The sequence below is a fragment of the Calidifontimicrobium sp. SYSU G02091 genome, from assembly GCF_022631395.1.
Classification (GTDB): domain Bacteria; phylum Pseudomonadota; class Gammaproteobacteria; order Burkholderiales; family Burkholderiaceae_C; genus Calidifontimicrobium; species Calidifontimicrobium sediminis.
On record NZ_JALBGB010000006.1, the window covers coordinates 155,269 to 170,478 of the forward strand.

General features: G+C 72.2%; 14 protein-coding genes. 5 read left to right on the top strand and 9 right to left on the bottom strand.

All coding sequences use genetic code 11. The annotated features are described in order from the left end of the window. The first annotated feature begins 54 nt into the window (after positions 1-54). The 3 genes from MOJ79_RS06320 to MOJ79_RS06330 are packed head-to-tail and all read left to right on the top strand — an operon-like array spanning position 55 to position 4,205. Positions 55-1,524 (top strand): DEAD/DEAH box helicase, encoded by a 1,470-nt coding sequence (locus MOJ79_RS06320; RefSeq protein ID WP_241923372.1) that lies wholly within the window; start codon positions 55-57, stop codon positions 1,522-1,524. A 60-nt stretch (positions 1,525-1,584) separates the two neighbouring features. Continuing rightward, entirely contained in the window at positions 1,585-2,940 is a 1,356-nt protein-coding gene (locus MOJ79_RS06325) for an MBL fold metallo-hydrolase RNA specificity domain-containing protein (protein ID WP_241923373.1), read from the top strand. Continuing rightward, a complete protein-coding gene (locus tag MOJ79_RS06330; protein ID WP_241923374.1) occupies positions 2,937-4,205 on the top strand; it encodes a DUF4010 domain-containing protein in 1,269 nt (422 codons plus the stop codon). Before MOJ79_RS06325 ends, MOJ79_RS06330 begins: the two co-directional genes overlap by 4 nt. Before the next feature lie 7 nt (positions 4,206-4,212). On the opposite strand, the gene MOJ79_RS06335 is transcribed toward MOJ79_RS06330, so the two are convergent. The 3 genes from MOJ79_RS06335 to hemC are packed head-to-tail and all read right to left on the bottom strand — an operon-like array spanning position 4,213 to position 6,813. Further along, complete coding sequence (locus MOJ79_RS06335; RefSeq protein ID WP_241923375.1) at positions 4,213-5,061, bottom strand: 2OG-Fe(II) oxygenase; 849 nt, start codon at positions 5,059-5,061, stop codon at positions 4,213-4,215. Positions 5,062-5,099: 38 nt separating this feature from the next. After that, entirely contained in the window at positions 5,100-5,870 is a 771-nt protein-coding gene (locus MOJ79_RS06340; protein ID WP_241923376.1) for a uroporphyrinogen-III synthase, read from the bottom strand. Between the two features lie 4 nt (positions 5,871-5,874). Next, positions 5,875-6,813 (bottom strand): hydroxymethylbilane synthase, encoded by a 939-nt coding sequence (gene hemC, locus MOJ79_RS06345; RefSeq protein WP_442863100.1) that lies wholly within the window; start codon positions 6,811-6,813, stop codon positions 5,875-5,877. A gap of 89 nt (positions 6,814-6,902) precedes the next feature. Here hemC and MOJ79_RS06350 point away from each other — a divergent pair, with 89 nt between their 5' ends. After that, entirely contained in the window at positions 6,903-9,635 is a 2,733-nt protein-coding gene (locus tag MOJ79_RS06350) for a phosphoenolpyruvate carboxylase (RefSeq protein WP_241923378.1), read from the top strand. A 161-nt stretch (positions 9,636-9,796) separates the two neighbouring features. Here MOJ79_RS06350 and MOJ79_RS06355 read toward each other — a convergent pair whose 3' ends face one another. The 6 genes from MOJ79_RS06355 to flhD form a co-directional block, all read right to left on the bottom strand. Next, positions 9,797-10,429, bottom strand: a complete 633-nt coding sequence (locus MOJ79_RS06355) for a protein phosphatase CheZ (protein ID WP_119291438.1) — start codon at positions 10,427-10,429, stop codon at positions 9,797-9,799. Between the two features lie 14 nt (positions 10,430-10,443). Further along, positions 10,444-10,842 carry a chemotaxis response regulator CheY gene (gene cheY / locus MOJ79_RS06360; RefSeq protein ID WP_119291440.1) on the bottom strand — a complete coding sequence of 133 codons (399 nt, stop codon included), beginning with the start codon at positions 10,840-10,842 and terminating at the stop codon, positions 10,444-10,446. Between the two features lie 20 nt (positions 10,843-10,862). Next, positions 10,863-11,819: a flagellar motor protein MotB gene (gene motB, locus MOJ79_RS06365; protein ID WP_241923379.1), complete on the bottom strand. Its 957-nt coding sequence runs from the start codon at positions 11,817-11,819 to the stop codon at positions 10,863-10,865. A gap of 146 nt (positions 11,820-11,965) precedes the next feature. After that, entirely contained in the window at positions 11,966-12,826 is an 861-nt protein-coding gene (gene motA, locus MOJ79_RS06370; RefSeq protein ID WP_241923380.1) for a flagellar motor stator protein MotA, read from the bottom strand. 272 nt (positions 12,827-13,098) lie between these two features. Continuing rightward, complete coding sequence (gene flhC / locus MOJ79_RS06375) at positions 13,099-13,671, bottom strand: flagellar transcriptional regulator FlhC (protein ID WP_119354024.1); 573 nt, start codon at positions 13,669-13,671, stop codon at positions 13,099-13,101. Between the two features lie 50 nt (positions 13,672-13,721). Continuing rightward, the gene (gene flhD / locus MOJ79_RS06380; RefSeq protein ID WP_119354025.1) at positions 13,722-14,045 is read right to left on the bottom strand and encodes a flagellar transcriptional regulator FlhD; all 324 of its coding nucleotides are present in this window, start codon (positions 14,043-14,045) and stop codon (positions 13,722-13,724) included. A 214-nt stretch (positions 14,046-14,259) separates the two neighbouring features. Here flhD and MOJ79_RS06385 point away from each other — a divergent pair, with 214 nt between their 5' ends. Beyond that, positions 14,260-15,090, top strand: a complete 831-nt coding sequence (locus MOJ79_RS06385) for a glycosyltransferase family 2 protein (protein ID WP_241923381.1) — start codon at positions 14,260-14,262, stop codon at positions 15,088-15,090. Positions 15,091-15,210 lie beyond the last annotated feature (120 nt).

Sequence of the window (15,210 nt, forward strand, 5' to 3'; positions counted from 1 at the left end):
GCCCGCCCGGGTGCCGCAGGCAGCGACCTGGCCGCCCGTGCGGCCCCCTCACCGATGAAATTCACCGACCTCGGCCTCGCCGAGCCGATCCTGCGCGCCGTGCGCGAGCAGGGCTACGACACCCCCACGCCGATCCAGGCGCAGGCGATCCCCGCCGTGCTGGCCGGCGGCGACCTGCTCGCCGGCGCGCAGACCGGCACCGGCAAGACCGCCGGCTTCACGCTGCCGCTGCTGCAGCGCCTGTCGAGCGAGCCGCCGGCGCGCGACGCGCGCGGCCGCATCGCGATCCGCGCGCTGATCCTCACGCCGACGCGCGAGCTCGCCGCGCAGGTCGAGGAGAGCGTTCGCACCTACGGCAAGTACCTGAAGCTCTCCAGCATGGTGATGTTCGGCGGCGTGGGCATGCAGCCGCAGATCGACCGCCTGCGTCAGGGCGTCGACATCCTCGTGGCCACGCCCGGGCGGCTGCTCGACCACCACCAGCAGGGCACGCTGGACCTGAGCCACGTGCAGATCCTCGTGCTCGACGAGGCCGACCGCATGCTCGACATGGGCTTCATCCACGACATCCGCAAGGTCCTCGCGCTGCTGCCGCCGCAGCGGCAGAACCTGCTGTTTTCGGCCACCTTCAGCGACGAGATCAAGGCGCTGGCCGACCGCCTGCTGAACCGGCCGGCGCTGATCGAGGTCGCGCGCCGCAACGCCACCGCCGACACGATCGCGCAGAAGGTGATCCCGGTCGGGCGCGACAAGAAGAAGGAGCTGCTCGCGCACCTGATCCGCAGCGGCGACTGGCACCAGGTGCTCGTCTTCACGCGCATGAAGCACGGCGCGAACCGGCTGGCCGAGTACCTCAACGACCACGGCATCAGCGCGATGGCGATCCACGGCAACAAGAGCCAGGGCGCGCGCACGAAGGCGCTGGCCGAGTTCAAGGCCGGCACGCTGCAGGTGCTGGTGGCCACCGACATCGCCGCGCGCGGCATCGACATCGACCAGCTGCCGCACGTCGTCAACTTCGAGCTGCCCAACGTGCCCGAGGACTACGTGCACCGCATCGGCCGCACCGGCCGCGCCGGCGCCCAGGGCGAGGCCGTGAGCCTCGTGTGCCTCGACGAGGAAATCTTCCTCGCCGACATCGAGAAGCTGATCAAGCGCGCGATCCCGCGCGAAACCGTGCCGGGCTTCGAGCCGCCGCCGGGCGAGCGCGCCGAGCCGATCGTGCTCGGCCGCATGACGATCGGCGTCGGCGTCACCCGGCGTGCCGGCCGCCCCGCGCCGCGCGCAGGCACTCCGGCGCGCGGGCCGGCGAGCGGCCGTGCGCACGGCCATCCGCCGCAACAGCAGCAGGCGCCGCGCGGCCCGAACGCCGGCGGCCACCACACCGCGGCGCGCCACGAGCCGGCCCACCGCCACGACCGTGCCGGTGCCGGCCATTCGACGCAACCGGCACCGCACGGTCAGCCGCACGGCCGGCGCGACGCACCGCGCCCGGGGCCGCGGCTGACACAGCCCAAGCGCTGAGCGCACTCCCAGCCGGCACGCCGGAGCGGGCCATGCGCGGCGACGTGGCATGCTCGCGCCATGAGACTGCACTTCTTCGGCGCCGCCGACACCGTCACCGGCTCGCGCCACGTCGTCGAGATGGCCGGCACGCGGCTGCTGCTCGACTGCGGCATGTTCCAGGGCTTCAAGGTGGTGCGCGAGCGCAACTGGCAGCCGCCGCCGGCGGAGATGCTCGCCGCCGACGCCGTCGTGCTCAGCCACGCGCACCTCGACCACAGCGGCTGGCTGCCGCGGCTCGTGAAGGCCGGCTTCAAGGGCCCGATCTACGCCAGCCCGGCAACGCGCGACCTCGCCGAGGTGCTGCTGCTCGACAGCGCGCGCCTGCAGGAAGAGGACGCGCGGCGCGCGAACCGCTACGGCTACTCGAAGCACGAGAAGGCGCTGCCGCTGTACACGGCCGCCGACGCGAAGCGCACGCTAGCCAGGATCGTGCCGCTTGCGCCCGGGCGCGAGCTGGCGATCGGCCGCGTGCGCGTCGGGCTGACCCCGGTGGGCCACCTGCTCGGCGCGTGCGCGGTGACGCTGCGCGCCGGCAGCGACACGCTGGTCTACTCGGGCGACCTCGGCCGCGACGACGACCTGCTGATGCCGCCACCGCAGCGCGTGCCGCACGCCGACGTGCTGCTCGTCGAGTCGACGTACGGCAACCGCAACCACCCGCGCGACGACGCGATGCAGCACCTCGGCGCGGTCGTGCGCGACACGATCGGCCGCGGCGGCTCGGTGCTGCTGCCCTCGTTCGCGGTCGGCCGCGCGCAGGCGCTGCTGCTCGTGCTGCAGCGCCTGAAGGCCGCGGGCCAGATCCCGGCCAAGCTGCCGATCTTCCTCGACAGCCCGATGGCGATCGAGGCCACCACGCTGTACCAGCGCCACCGCCGGCTGCTGCGCGTGCCCGCGCGCGAGATCGCGACGCTGACCGACGGCGTGACGATGGTCGCGAAGGCCGAGCAGTCGATGCGCCTGGCACACCGCCACTACCCGGCCATCATCATCGCCGCCAGCGGCATGGCCACCGGCGGGCGCGTGCTGCACCACCTGAAGGCGATGGCGCCCGACCCGCGTCACCACGTCGTGTTCCCCGGCTTCCAGGTGCCCGGCAGCCGCGGCGCGCGCATGATCGCCGGCGAGCCGACGGTCAAGATCCATGGCGAGCACGTGCCGGTGCGCGCGCAGGTCAGCCACCTCGAGGTGTTCTCGGGCCACGCCGACGCCGACGGGCTGATGCAGTGGCTGCGCGGCTTCGACCGTGCGCCGCGGCAGACCTTCGTCGTGCACGGCGAACCCGATGCTGCCGACGCGCTGCGCGTGCGCATCCAGGACGAGCTGCGCTGGCGCGTGCGCGTGCCGCCTCACGGCGGGCGCTTCGACGTGTGAACGGCTCCGCGCTCGCGTCCGACGCCGTGGTCGGCGTCGCCGTCGCGCTCGGCGCCGGGCTGCTCGTCGGTCTCGAGCGCGAGCGGCGCAAGGGGCGCGGCCCGGGTCGCGAGCCGGCCGGCATCCGCACGTTCACGATCGCCGCGCTCGGCGGCGCGCTGGCGCAGGTCGCCGACGGCGGCGCGCGGCCCGGCTGGCTGGTGCTGCTCGGTGCGCTCGCGGTGGTGTCGCTGGTGGCGATCGCCTACGCGCGCGGCCGCTCGCGCGACCCGGGCATGACGACCGAGCTCGCGCTCGTCGTGACCTACGCGCTGGGCGTGCTCGCCGTCTCGCAGCCGGCACTGGCCGCCGCGGCGGCCGTCGTGCTGACCGTCGTGCTCGCCGCGCGCACGCGGCTGCACCGCTTCGCGACGCAGCTGCTCACCGAGGCCGAGCTGCACGACGCGCTGCTGCTGGCCGCGCTCGCGCTCGTCGTGCTGCCGCTGCTGCCCGACGCGCCGCTGCCGTGGCTCGCCGGGCTGCGCCCGCACACGCTGGCGGCGCTGATGCTGCTGATCCTGCTGCTGCAGGCCGCCGGCCACGTCGCGCTGCGCTGGCTCGGCGCGCGGCGCGGCCTGCTGGTGGCCGGTTTCGCGTCGGGCTTCGTCTCGAGCACCGCCACCGTCGCGTCGATGGGCGCGCTCGCGCGGCGCACGCCGGCGGCGCAGCGCCTCGCGATGGGCGGCGCCGCGATGTCGAGCGCGGCGACGTGGACGCAGGCCCTCGTGATGCTGACCGCCGTCTCGCCACCCGCCGCCGCCGGGTTCTGGCCCGCCGCGGTGGCCGGCGCGGCGGTGTCGGTGGGCAGCGCGCTCGCGCTGTCGCGCGCGCCGGCCGACGCCACGCCCGCGACCCCGGCGGCCGGGCGCGGGCCGCTGCGCGTGCGCGAGGCGGCCACCGTCGCGCTGCTGCTGGCCGGCGTCACGCTGCTCGTCAGCGCCGCGCAGGCGCGCTTCGGCGACGCCGGCGTGCTCGCCGGCAGCGCGCTGTCGGGGCTGGTCGACGCGCAGTCGGGCATCGTCGCGCTCGGCGGGCTCGTCGGCCAGGGGCGCATCGACGTCGGCACCGCGACGCTCGCGGTGCTCGCCGCGATCGGCACCAACACCGTCGTGCGCAGCGCCGTCGCGTTCGCGTCGGGCGGCGCGCGCTACGCCGCCGCGGTCGGCGGCACGCTGGCGCTGTCGTGGCTCGCGGCCGCGGCCGCGCGCGTGCTGGCTGCCGACTGAGCGCGGCTCAGCGGAACACGCCCTCGCGCAGCCACTTGGTGGCGACCCACTTCTCGCCCTCGATGACGGGGGCGCCGCCGTGCAGCGTCTTCGTCGCCGGGTCGGGACGGTCGTAGCTGAAGAACACCGCGTTGCCCTTGACGGCACCGACCTCGAGACCGACGTCGGGAAACGTCGTGCCGCCGCCCTTGAGCGGTGTGTTCAGGTACATCACGAGCGTGCCCACACGCTGGCCGCCGCGCTCGAGGATGCGCGGCGTGCCCGGCTGCGCCGGGTCGAAGTAGTCGTGGTGCGGCTCGTACTGCGCGCCGGGCGCGTAGTGCAGCACCTGCAGCCCTTCGCCGTTCTCGACCGGCCAGTGCACGAGCGCGGCGATGCGCCGCTCGATGCGCGCGACGAGTTCGGTCTCCCCACGCTGGAAGAACATGCCGCGGCTGGTGCGCGCGGCGTTCACCTCGCTGCCGCCGGTGGTCTGCTGCACGGTCTCGGAGCGCTTGAGCCGCGGGCGCGCGAGCGCGATCAGCGCGTCGCACTCGTCGTCGGCGAGCAGGCCGCCGAAGACGACGACGCGCGGCAGCTGCATCTGCATCAGCACGCGCACGTCGCGGTCGGCCGCACGCACGACGCTGGGCGAGCCGTCGAGCCGCGGCGCCGGCACCGCCACCGGCGGCGGCACGACGCCGTGCTCGCGCAGGAAGTCGCGCAGCGTCGTCTCGAGCGCGTCGAGCGCGACGTCTTCCTGCCAGCCGCTGGCGCGCATCGCGGCGAGGACGGACTCGGGGGGCTGGCCGGCGCGCGCCTGCTCGACGATCCAGCGCCGCAGTTCGGGCGTGACGGCCTGACGGACGGTACTCATGCCGCGATTGTGGCCAATCGCCGGCGCCTCGGATGCACTCAGCGCGCGGCGTGCGCCTCGATCGCGCGCCGCACCGCGTCGAAGTCGGGCCGCACCTCGTCGACGCGGCCGAAGCCGAGCGCGCGTACGGCCTCGGCGATGCGCGGGTGCGACGCGAGCGCGGCCGACGCCGCCCAGTCGGCATCGGGTGCGAGCGTGCGCAGGTGGCCCGCCGCCTCCGAGCTGCTGAACAGCCACAGGTGCGACGCCGGTGCCGCGAGCGCCGCGTCGCAGCGCGCGCGCTCGGCAGCCGTCCACGCCGGCGCGCCGCGGCGGTAGGCCTGCACGAAGCGCACGTCGGCGCCGGCGGCGCGCAGCGTGTCGGCCAGCCAGTCGCGCCCGCCCTCGCCGCGCACGATCCACACGTGCGCGCCGCGCCAGTCGACGTCGCGCAGCTGCAGCCACAGCGACTCGCTGTCGAACTGCCCGCTGTCGGTGGCCGGCTGCACGATCGCCGCGGCCGGCACGCCCCGTGCCGCGAGCGCGGCCGCGGTGCCCGGCCCCGGCGCGCCGGCGCGCGTGACCGCCGGCCAGCGCGCATGCGGCGGGCGGCGGGCGAAGAACTGCACGACCGCGTTCGGGCTGACGAACACGGCCAGCGCCGGCGCCGCGTCGCCGCCAAGCTCACGCCACGCGGCGTCGAGCGGCGCCGCGTCATCGACGGGGGCGATGCCGATCAGCGGCAGCGCGACGGCGTCGATGCCCGCCGCGCGCAGCCGCGCGACCCACTCGTCGGCCTGCGGCTGCGGCCGCGTGACGAGCACGCGCATCGGCTCAGCCGCCGAGGTACGCGGCCGCGCCCTGCGCGCGCAGCGCCTGCGCGGCGCGCTCGCCGAGCGCGCTGGCCTGCGCAGCGTCGGCAACGGCGGCCTCGACGCGCGCGCGCAGCAGCGGCCGGCGCCGTCCGTGCGCGTCGGGTTGCGCGTCGCCGAGCAGCGCGTCCAAGCGCAGCACGCCGCCGTCGAAGCGCGCGTGCGCGGCCAGCGGCATGCTGCAGCTGCCGCCGAGCGCGCGCGACACCGCCCGCTCGGCGTGCGTGGCCAGCCACGTCGGTGCGTGCGTCAGCGCGGCCAGCATCTGGCGCAGCGCGAGCGCGTCGTCGCGCACCTCGAGGCCCAGCGCGCCCTGCCCGGCGGCCGGCAGCATCGCGTCGACGTCGAAGTGCGCGCGGATGCGCGCGCCCAGCCCGAGGCGCTTGAGGCCGGCGGCGGCGAGCACGATGGCGTCGTAGCCGCCGTCGTCGAGCTTGCGCAGCCGCGTGTCGAGGTTGCCGCGCAGCGGCTCGACGACGAGGTCCGGGCGCAGTGCGCGCAGCTGCACCTCGCGGCGCAGGCTCGACGTGCCGACCACCGCGCCGGCCGGCAGCTCGGCGAGCGTTGCGTAGCGGTTGCTGACGAAGGCGTCGCGCGGGTCCTCGCGCTCGAGCACGGCGGCCAGCACGAAGCCCGGCGGCAGCTCCATCGGCACGTCCTTCAGCGAGTGCACCGCCAGCTGCGCGCGCCCGTCCTCGAGCGCGGTCTCGAGCTCCTTGACGAACAGCCCCTTGCCGCCGACCTTCGACAGCGTGACGTCGAGGATCTGGTCGCCGCGCGTCGTCATGCCCAGCAGCTCGACGCTGGCGCCGAAGCGCTCGCGCAGCAGGTCGCGCACGTGGTGGGCCTGCCACAGGGCGAGGCGGCTTTCGCGGGTGGCGATGGTCAGCGGTGGGCTCATGCGGGCCATTATCGGGGCCGGCACCGCGCGCATCACGGCCGCCTGGCACGCGGGTCGCTAGCATCGCGCCCGGATTCCGGGGGAGAAAAATGCCACGCACCGCCGCGAAGCGCGCGACGACCGCCGTCGACGCCGCCGCCCACAACCGTCCGCTCGTCGACGACATCCGCCTGCTCGGGCGCATCCTCGGCGACGTGATCCGCGAGCAGGAAGGACGCGAGGCGTTCGAGCTCGTCGAGCGCATCCGCCAGCTGTCGGTGGCCTACCGGCTCAAGCGCGACGCCGACGCCGGCCGCGCACTCGACCGCCTGCTCAAGCGCCTGTCGGTCGACCAGACGGTCAGCGTGATCCGCGCGTTCACGTACTTCAGCCACCTGGCCAACATCGCCGAGGACCGCCACCAGGTGCGCGCGCTCGCCGCGCAAGACCGCCGCGGGCGCAAGCTCGACGGCTCGCTGGCGCGCACCTTCGAGCGCCTCGCCGACGCCGGCGTGCGCCCCGACGACATCGCGCGCACGCTGCAGCACGCCTACGTCTCGCCGGTGCTCACCGCGCACCCGACCGAGGTGCAGCGCAAGAGCATCCTCGACGCCGAGCGCGCGATCGCCGAGCTCGTCGGCCAGCGCGACGCGCTGCGCACCGATGCCGAGCGCGCCGACAACGAGCAGCTGCTGCGCGCGCGCGTGACGCAGCTGTGGCAGACGCGCATGCTGCGCTACACCAGGCTGACGGTGACCGACGAGATCGAGAACGCGCTGTCGTACTACCCGACGACGTTCCTGCGCCAGGTGCCGCGGCTGTACCGCGACCTCGAGCGCGCGCTGCCCGGGCGCGAGGTGGCGCCGTTCTTCCGCATGGGCGCGTGGATCGGTGGCGACCGCGACGGCAACCCCAACGTCGACGCCGGCACGCTGCGCATGGCGCTCGCGCGCCAGGCCGAGGTCGCGCTGCGCTTCTACCTGACCGAGGTGCACGAGCTCGGCGCCGAGCTGTCGACCTCGCAGCTGCTCGCACCGGTCACGCCCGCGATGCTCGCGCTCGCCGAGCGCAGCCCCGACCGCAACCCGCACCGCGCCGACGAGCCGTACCGCCGCGCGCTGACCGGCATCTACGCGCGGCTGGCCGCGACGCTGCACGAGCTGACCGGCACCGAGGCGCTGCGCCACGCCGTCGCCCCGCAGGACCCGTACGCGAGCGCCGACGACTTCCTCGCCGACCTGCGCGTGATCGAGGCGTCGCTGCACCACCACCACGCCAGCGCGCTCGTCGCGCCGCGGCTCGCGCCGCTGATGCGCGCGGTGCAGGTGTTCGGCTTCCACCTGGCGACGCTGGACCTGCGGCAGAGTTCCGACCAGCACGAGGCGGTGGTCGCCGAGCTGCTGCGCCTGCTCGACGACGCGCGGCCGCTGCGCGTGATCGGCCACGCGTACTCGGCACTCGCGCAGCGCGAGCTGGCCGTCTTCGAAGCCGCGCTCGAAGGCCGCCGGCGCTACGGCGCGGCGGCGCTGCGCCACTGCATCATCAGCCACACCGAGGACGTCAGCGACCTGCTCGAGGTACTGCTGCTGCAGAAGGAAACCGGCCTGCTGCGCGGCACGCTCGATGCCGGCGCCGTCAACGACCTGATCGTCGTGCCGCTGTTCGAGACCATCGCCGACCTGCGGCGCGCCGAGACCATCATGCGCGAGTTCTACGCGCTGCCCGGCGTGCTCGCGATGATCCAGCGCGCCGGCGGCGAGCAGGACGTGATGATCGGCTACAGCGACAGCAACAAGGACGGCGGCTTCTTCACGAGCAACTGGGAGCTGTACCGCGCCGAAGTCGCGCTGGCGGCGATGTTCGAGCCGCTGGCGCGCGAGCACGGCATCACGCTGCGCCTGTTCCACGGCCGCGGCGGCACCGTCGGCCGCGGCGGCGGCCCGAGCTACGACGCGATCCTCGCGCAGCCGCCGGGCACCGTGAACGGGCAGATCCGCCTGACCGAGCAGGGCGAGGTGATCCACTCGAAGTACGCCCACCCCGAGATCGGGCGGCGCAACCTCGAGACGCTGGTGGCCGCGACGCTCGAGGCCACGCTGCTGCACCCGACGAAGAGCGCACCGCGGTCGTTCCTCGACGCCGCCGCCGAGATCAGCGACGCGAGCCTGCGCGCCTACCGCGCACTGGTCTACGAGACGCCGGGCTTCGCCGACTTCTTCTTCGCCGCGACGCCGATCCGCGAGATCGCCGAGCTCAACATCGGCTCGCGCCCGGCGTCACGCAAGGCCACGCGCGCGATCGAGGACCTGCGCGCGATCCCGTGGAGCTTCAGCTGGGGCCAGTGCCGCGTCGCACTGCCCGGCTGGTACGGCTTCGGCTCGGCGATCGACGCCTACCTGCACGCGCGCCCGGGCGAGCGCGCACGGCGGCTCGCCCTGCTCAAGCGCATGGTGCGCCAGTGGCCGTTCTTCCGCACGCTGCTGGCCAACCTCGACATGGTGCTGGCCAAGAGCGACCTGCGGCTGGCGCAGCGCTACCTCGAGCTGGTCGACGACAAGAGGCTCGCCCAGCGCATCCACGCCGCGATCGAGGCCGAGTGGCAGCGCACGCACGACGCGCTGACGCTGATCACCGGGCAGCGCCAGCGGCTGGCGTCGAACCCGTCGCTGCGCCGCGCGATCGAGCACCGGCTGCCGTACCTCGACCCGCTGAACCACCTGCAGGTCGAACTGATGCGCCGCTACCGCCACCGCCGCGACGGCGAGACCGTCAACGAGCGGCTGCAGCGCGGCATCCACATCTCGATCAACGGCATCGCCGCCGGCCTGCGCAACACGGGCTGAGGCCCGCGGCTCCAAGCCCGCCTGCGCGGGCTTGGACGGGCCGAAGGCCCCGAGCTCTGCGAGGGGCTGGGGCAAGGCCCGCGGCTCCAAGCCCGCCTGCGCGGGCCTGGACGGGCCGAAGGCCCCGAGCTCTGCGAGGGGCTGGGGCAAGCCCCGCGGCTTCAGAACCCGAGGCTCGCGAGCAGGTCGTCGACCTCGCTCTGGTTCTTGACGACGTCGGTGCGCCCCTCGGGGTTGACGACCGGGCCGTTGAGCACGGCAGCCTCGACCTTCTGCGCCTGCTCGGGCGGCGCGGCCTGCACGAGCAGCTTGACGAGGCTGTCCTCGAGGTCGGTGGCCAGCGCGACGACCTTGGCCACCACCTGGCCCGTGAGGTCGTGGAAGTCTTGCGCGAGCATGATGTCGGTCAGGTGCTGGTCGATGCGCGCCGTCGACGCCTCGACGTCGGCGACGAAGTTGAACACCGCCCCCGACGCCACCGCCTTGACGGGGTCGGCAGTGATCGCCTGCGCGATGCGGCGCGTCTCGGCGGCGATGTGGCCGTGCTCGGCCTTGGCCTGGTCGACCGAGTTCAGCACCTTGTTGGCCGCCTCGGCGGTCTTGTTGGCGATGTAGTTCAGCCGGCTGCGCGCGTCGGGCAGGCCGTCGGCGGCGATCTGCAGCTTGGGCATCACGCCGAGCTGCTGCAGCGTGTCGTGCAGCTGGCGCGTGATGTGGCCGAGCTGCTGGAAGATCTCGGGCGAGGCCTGCGCCGCCATCTGCGGCGCGAGCGTGGAGAGGTCGTCCATCTTCATCTCGTCGTTCCCGCTCAGGCCGTCGCGGCCAGCTTCTGCATGATCTTCTGCACCTTCTCCTCGAGCGTGGCCTTGGTGAAGGGCTTGACGATGTAGCCGGCCGCGCCGCTCTGCGCCGCGAGCACGATGTCCTCCTTGCGCGCCTCGGCGGTGACCATCAGCACCGGGATGTGCTTGAGGCTGTCGTCCGCCTTGATCGCCTTGAGCAGCTCGAACCCGTTCATGTTCGGCATGTTGATGTCGCTGACGACGAAGTCGAACTTCTGCGCGCGCAGCATGTTCAGCGCAATCGCGCCGTCCTCGGCCTCGTCGGCGTTGTTGCAGCCCATCTCCTTGAGCAGGCCGCGGATGATGCGGCGCATCGTGGAGAAGTCGTCGACGATCAGGAACTTCAGTTCGGTCGGGTTGCTCATGGCGGTCCTCTCGGGTGTCTTCAGCGCGAAGCGGGCAGATCGGGGGCGATCGATGGGGTCGGGGGAACGGCGGCGCCGGCGCCGAGCGCTTCGGCCACCTCGGGGGCGGTGCGGAAGAAGCGGTCCTCGGCGTCGCGGTTCATCACGATGATGCTGATGCGCCGGTTCTGCGGCAGCAGCGGGTCCTGGTTGTCGAGCGGCACGCTGGCCGCCAGCCCCTGCACGCGCAGCACGCGGTCTTCGGGCAGCCCGCCGGCGATCAGCTCGCGGCGCGACGCGTTGGCGCGGTCGGACGACAGCTCCCAGTTGCTGTAGCCGCGCTCCCCGCCGGCAAACGGCGTCGCGTCGGTGTGGCCCTCGAGCGTCAGGCGGTTGGGCACTTCGGCGAGCACGCCGCCGATCTCGCGCAGCAGCTCGCGCATGTACGGCTGCACGACGGCGCTGCCGCTGGCGAACATCGGCCGGTTCTGCTCGTCGACGATCTGGATGCGCAGGCCGTCGCGCGTCATGTCGAGGCGGATCTGCGCGGCCAGCGACGCGAGCCGCGGGTTGGCGGCGATCTGCCGCTGGACCTTCTCGCGCAGTTCCTCGAGCCGCGCGCGCTCGGCGCGGATCTGCTCTTCCTTGAGCGCCTGCAGGTTGACGGTCGCGCGCGGCGCGGCGATGTCGCCGCGCTTGACCTGCCCGGTCGTGCGCGTCAGGTCCTGCCCGCCGCCCTTGATGACATGCGACGCGTCGCCGGCGCCCGAGCCCGACGACAGCAGCGCGATCTTCAGCGGCGAGTTGAAATAGTCGGCGATGCCCTTGCGGTCGCCCTCGGTCGTGCTGCCGAGCAGCCACATCAGCAGGAAGAACGCCATCATCGCCGTGACGAAGTCCGCGTAGGCGATCTTCCACGCGCCGCCATGCGCGGCGTGCCCGCCCTTCTTGACGCGCTTGATGATGATCGGCTGCAGTTTCTTCGCATCCCCCGCCATGGCTCACTCCGGCATGCGATCGCGAAGGCCGCAAGCGCCGAAGGCGCGAGCGGCCACGTCAAACGGCCGCCGCGGATCCGGCTTTGCCGGTCCGCTGGCGGCGCCCCCCTGGGGGGGGAGCGCCGAAGGCGCTTCGGGGGGGGGCCTCACTTCTTGCCCTTCACGTGACCTTCGAGTTCCGAGAAGGTCGGGCGCTCGGTCGAATAGAGCACCTTGCGGCCGAACTCGACGGCCACCTGCGGCGCATAGCCCTGCATGCTGGCCAGCAGCGTCGTCTTGACGCACTGCAGCTCCTTCGTGCCCTCGTCGACCTTCTGCTCCATCAGGCCCGCGAGCGGCTCGGCGAACGCGTACGCGAGCAGGATGCCGAGAAAGGTGCCCACCAGTGCCGAGCCGATCATGCTGCCGAGCACCGCCGGCGGCTGGCCGACCGAGCCCATCGTGTTGACCACGCCGAGCACCGCGGCGACGATGCCGAACGCCGGCAGCGCGCCGGCCAGCCGCGCCACCGCCGCCGCCGGCGCGTGCGCCTCGTGGTGGTGGGTCTCGATCTCGCTGTCCATCAGCGACTCGATCTCGTGTGCGTTGAGGTTGCCCGACACCATCATGCGCAGGTAGTCGGTGACGAACTCGACGACGTGGTGGTCGTTGCCGATGTTGGGGTACTTCTGGAAGATCGGTGAGCTGTGCGGCTCTTCGACGTCCTTCTCGATCGACATCAGGCCTTCCTTGCGCGCCTTCTGCAGGATGTCGTACAGCAGCGCCAGCAGCTCCATGTAGCGCGCCTTCGTGTACTTGCTGCCCTTGAAGCAGCCGGCGATCGCGCCCACCGTCGCCTTCAGCACCTTGGTCTGGTTGTTGACGACGAAGGCGCCGATCGCGCCGCCGAGGATGGCCATCATCTCGGTCGGCAGCGCGTGCAGGATCACGCCGATGTTGCCGCCGTGGATGATGAAGGCGCCGAAGATGCACCCCAGCGCGACGAGCCAACCGATGATGACGAACATGGTGCGATGTGGGCCTGTGCCTGCGGCCGTTATCGGCGCCCTCGGGGGCGACTTGAATCGCGTGGCGCCGCCGGCCCCCCCGAAGCGGCCGCACCGTTGAACGGCCGCTCAGCGCACCAACGCTCGGCCTGCAAAGAAAAACCGGCGGGCCGTGGCCGACCCGCCGGGGAAAAGCACAGCGGACTGTGCCAGGAGGAGACAAGCAATGAATCGCGATCCGATGTGCGGGATTTCGGCCGCCGGCGCGCCGGCTTGAGCGCGCGCGGCGTGGATCAGTGCACGTCGGCGCCCTCGAGCGCGCGCACGCCACCCAGGTGCAGCGCGCCGCTGGCGCGGCCCTTGCCGGCGCGCGCCGGCGGGTTGCACAGGCCGCACACGTAGTGCTTGGCGATCTCGTGGGGGTGCGTGACGTAGTGCCCGCCGCACTTGCGGCACTTGGTCATCGTCAGCATGCCGTTGTCGACGAACTTGACCAGCCGCCACGCGCGCGTGATCGACAGCAGCGGCTCCAGGCCCTGCGCCTGCGTCTGCTCGAGGTACAGCTGGTAGGCCTTGATGACGACGTCGATCTCGTCGAGCGCGGCGGCCTTGTTGAGGTATTCGTGGATGTTGAGGAACAGGCTGGCGTGGATGTTGGGCTGCCAGGTCATGAACCAGTCGGTCGAGAACGGCAGCTGGCCCTTGCTCGGGCTCTTGCCCGCCACTTCCTTGTACAGGCGCAGCAGGCGCTCGTAGCTGAGGTCGGTCTCCGACTCCAGCACCTGCAGCCGCGCGCCGAGCTGGATCAGCGTGACGGCGCGCTCGATCTGCTTGGCCTCGGTGAGGATGCTCTTGATGCGGGCCATGGTCGTTCTCCCTCCTGGTGGACTGCGGTGGACGGCCGCTGACGGCGGATTCAGGCCGCTTCCTGGTGGCGCCCGGCCATCAGGATCGACGCGTGCAGGCGGCTGACGCTGTCGTTGGCCGCGCTTTTGCCGTGGCTCGTGAGCAGGCTCCACACCAGCTCGTCGTCCATGCGGAAGCGGCACAGCAGCGTGCTGCCCGACGAGATCTTCATCATCTGCGCCGGCGTCAGCGAGGCGATCATCGACGCCGTCTCCTCCGAGATGCCCAGCCGGAACAGCGCCTGCTCGCGGTCGCTGCGGATCAGGCTCTGCGCGAGCATCAGGTACGACAGGTTGGCTTCGCGGATCTCGGCGAGGACTTGGTCGGCGTTCATCGGAGGCTCCTTGTCTGACGGTGGGTTTCGGTGACGGTGTGCAACGAACTGTAGGAGCGCGAACTGGGCGCGGTTATCAGGCCAGTTCGGTGGCTTGAGTCCCTACTCTTCCAATGCCCTTGTCAGACAAATTCCTACAGGAACCCCGTCCAGATTGGCTTGCGCCGAGTCGCGATCCTTCGTCGCCGCCGAACGCGGAAGCTGGCCCCGTCTCGTGCTGCTGATCGGACGTTCGGTCGGTCATGGTGAGCGTTACGCTGGCCATTCCATCATCGGAGGTGCCATGCGCGTTGCCGTCGTCACACCATACTTCAAGGAGCCAAGTGAATGGCTCGAGCGCTGCATCCGCAGCGTGCGACAACAAAGCCATCCTTGCGACCACCTCGTCGTCGCCGATGGTCACCCGCAGGACTGGCTCGACGGCGCCGGCGTCAGGCATCTGCGCCTGGATCGCAGCCATTCGGACTACGGCAACACGCCGCGCTCGATCGGCGCCCAGCTCGCCGTCGCAGAGGGCTATGACGCCATCGCCTTCCTCGACGCCGACAACTGGTACGAGCCCGACCATATCCAGTCATGTGTGGAGGTAGCCGAGCGCACGGGCGCGGACTTCGTCTGTGCACGGCGCTTTTTGGCCCGCGCCGATGGCTCGCGCATGCCGGTCAGGATCGCGGACGACGACGCGGGGCGGCACGTCGACACCAACTGCTTCTTCATCCTTTTCGGGGCATTCCACACGCTGCCTCGATGGCTCATGATGCCCAAGCCGATGACGATGTGGGGCGACCGCTTCTTCCTGGCGTCGCTGCGCCAGGAACGACTGCGCGAAGCCTTCGTGGATCACGCGACCGTGAACTATCTATGCACGTTCAGTGATGTCTTCGAACTCATCGGCGAAACGCCGCCGCCTTACGCCAAGGCCGGCCTGCCGATAGAGAGGCTAAATGCATGGGTACGTCGGCTGCAACCCGGTGACCTTGCCCACGTCAAGCGGCTCGCAGGCTGCGACTTGGGGAAGTCCTTCACCGCGCAGCGCATGGCCTGAGCTGGGCGGCGTCAACTATCTTGGCCTGCCGTGTTGCCTCACCTCGACATGCTACCGGTCTGCCTCATCAGGTTCGCACCGTGTCTACTGATCGATCGTGCGACCTTGGCGCGGCGAATA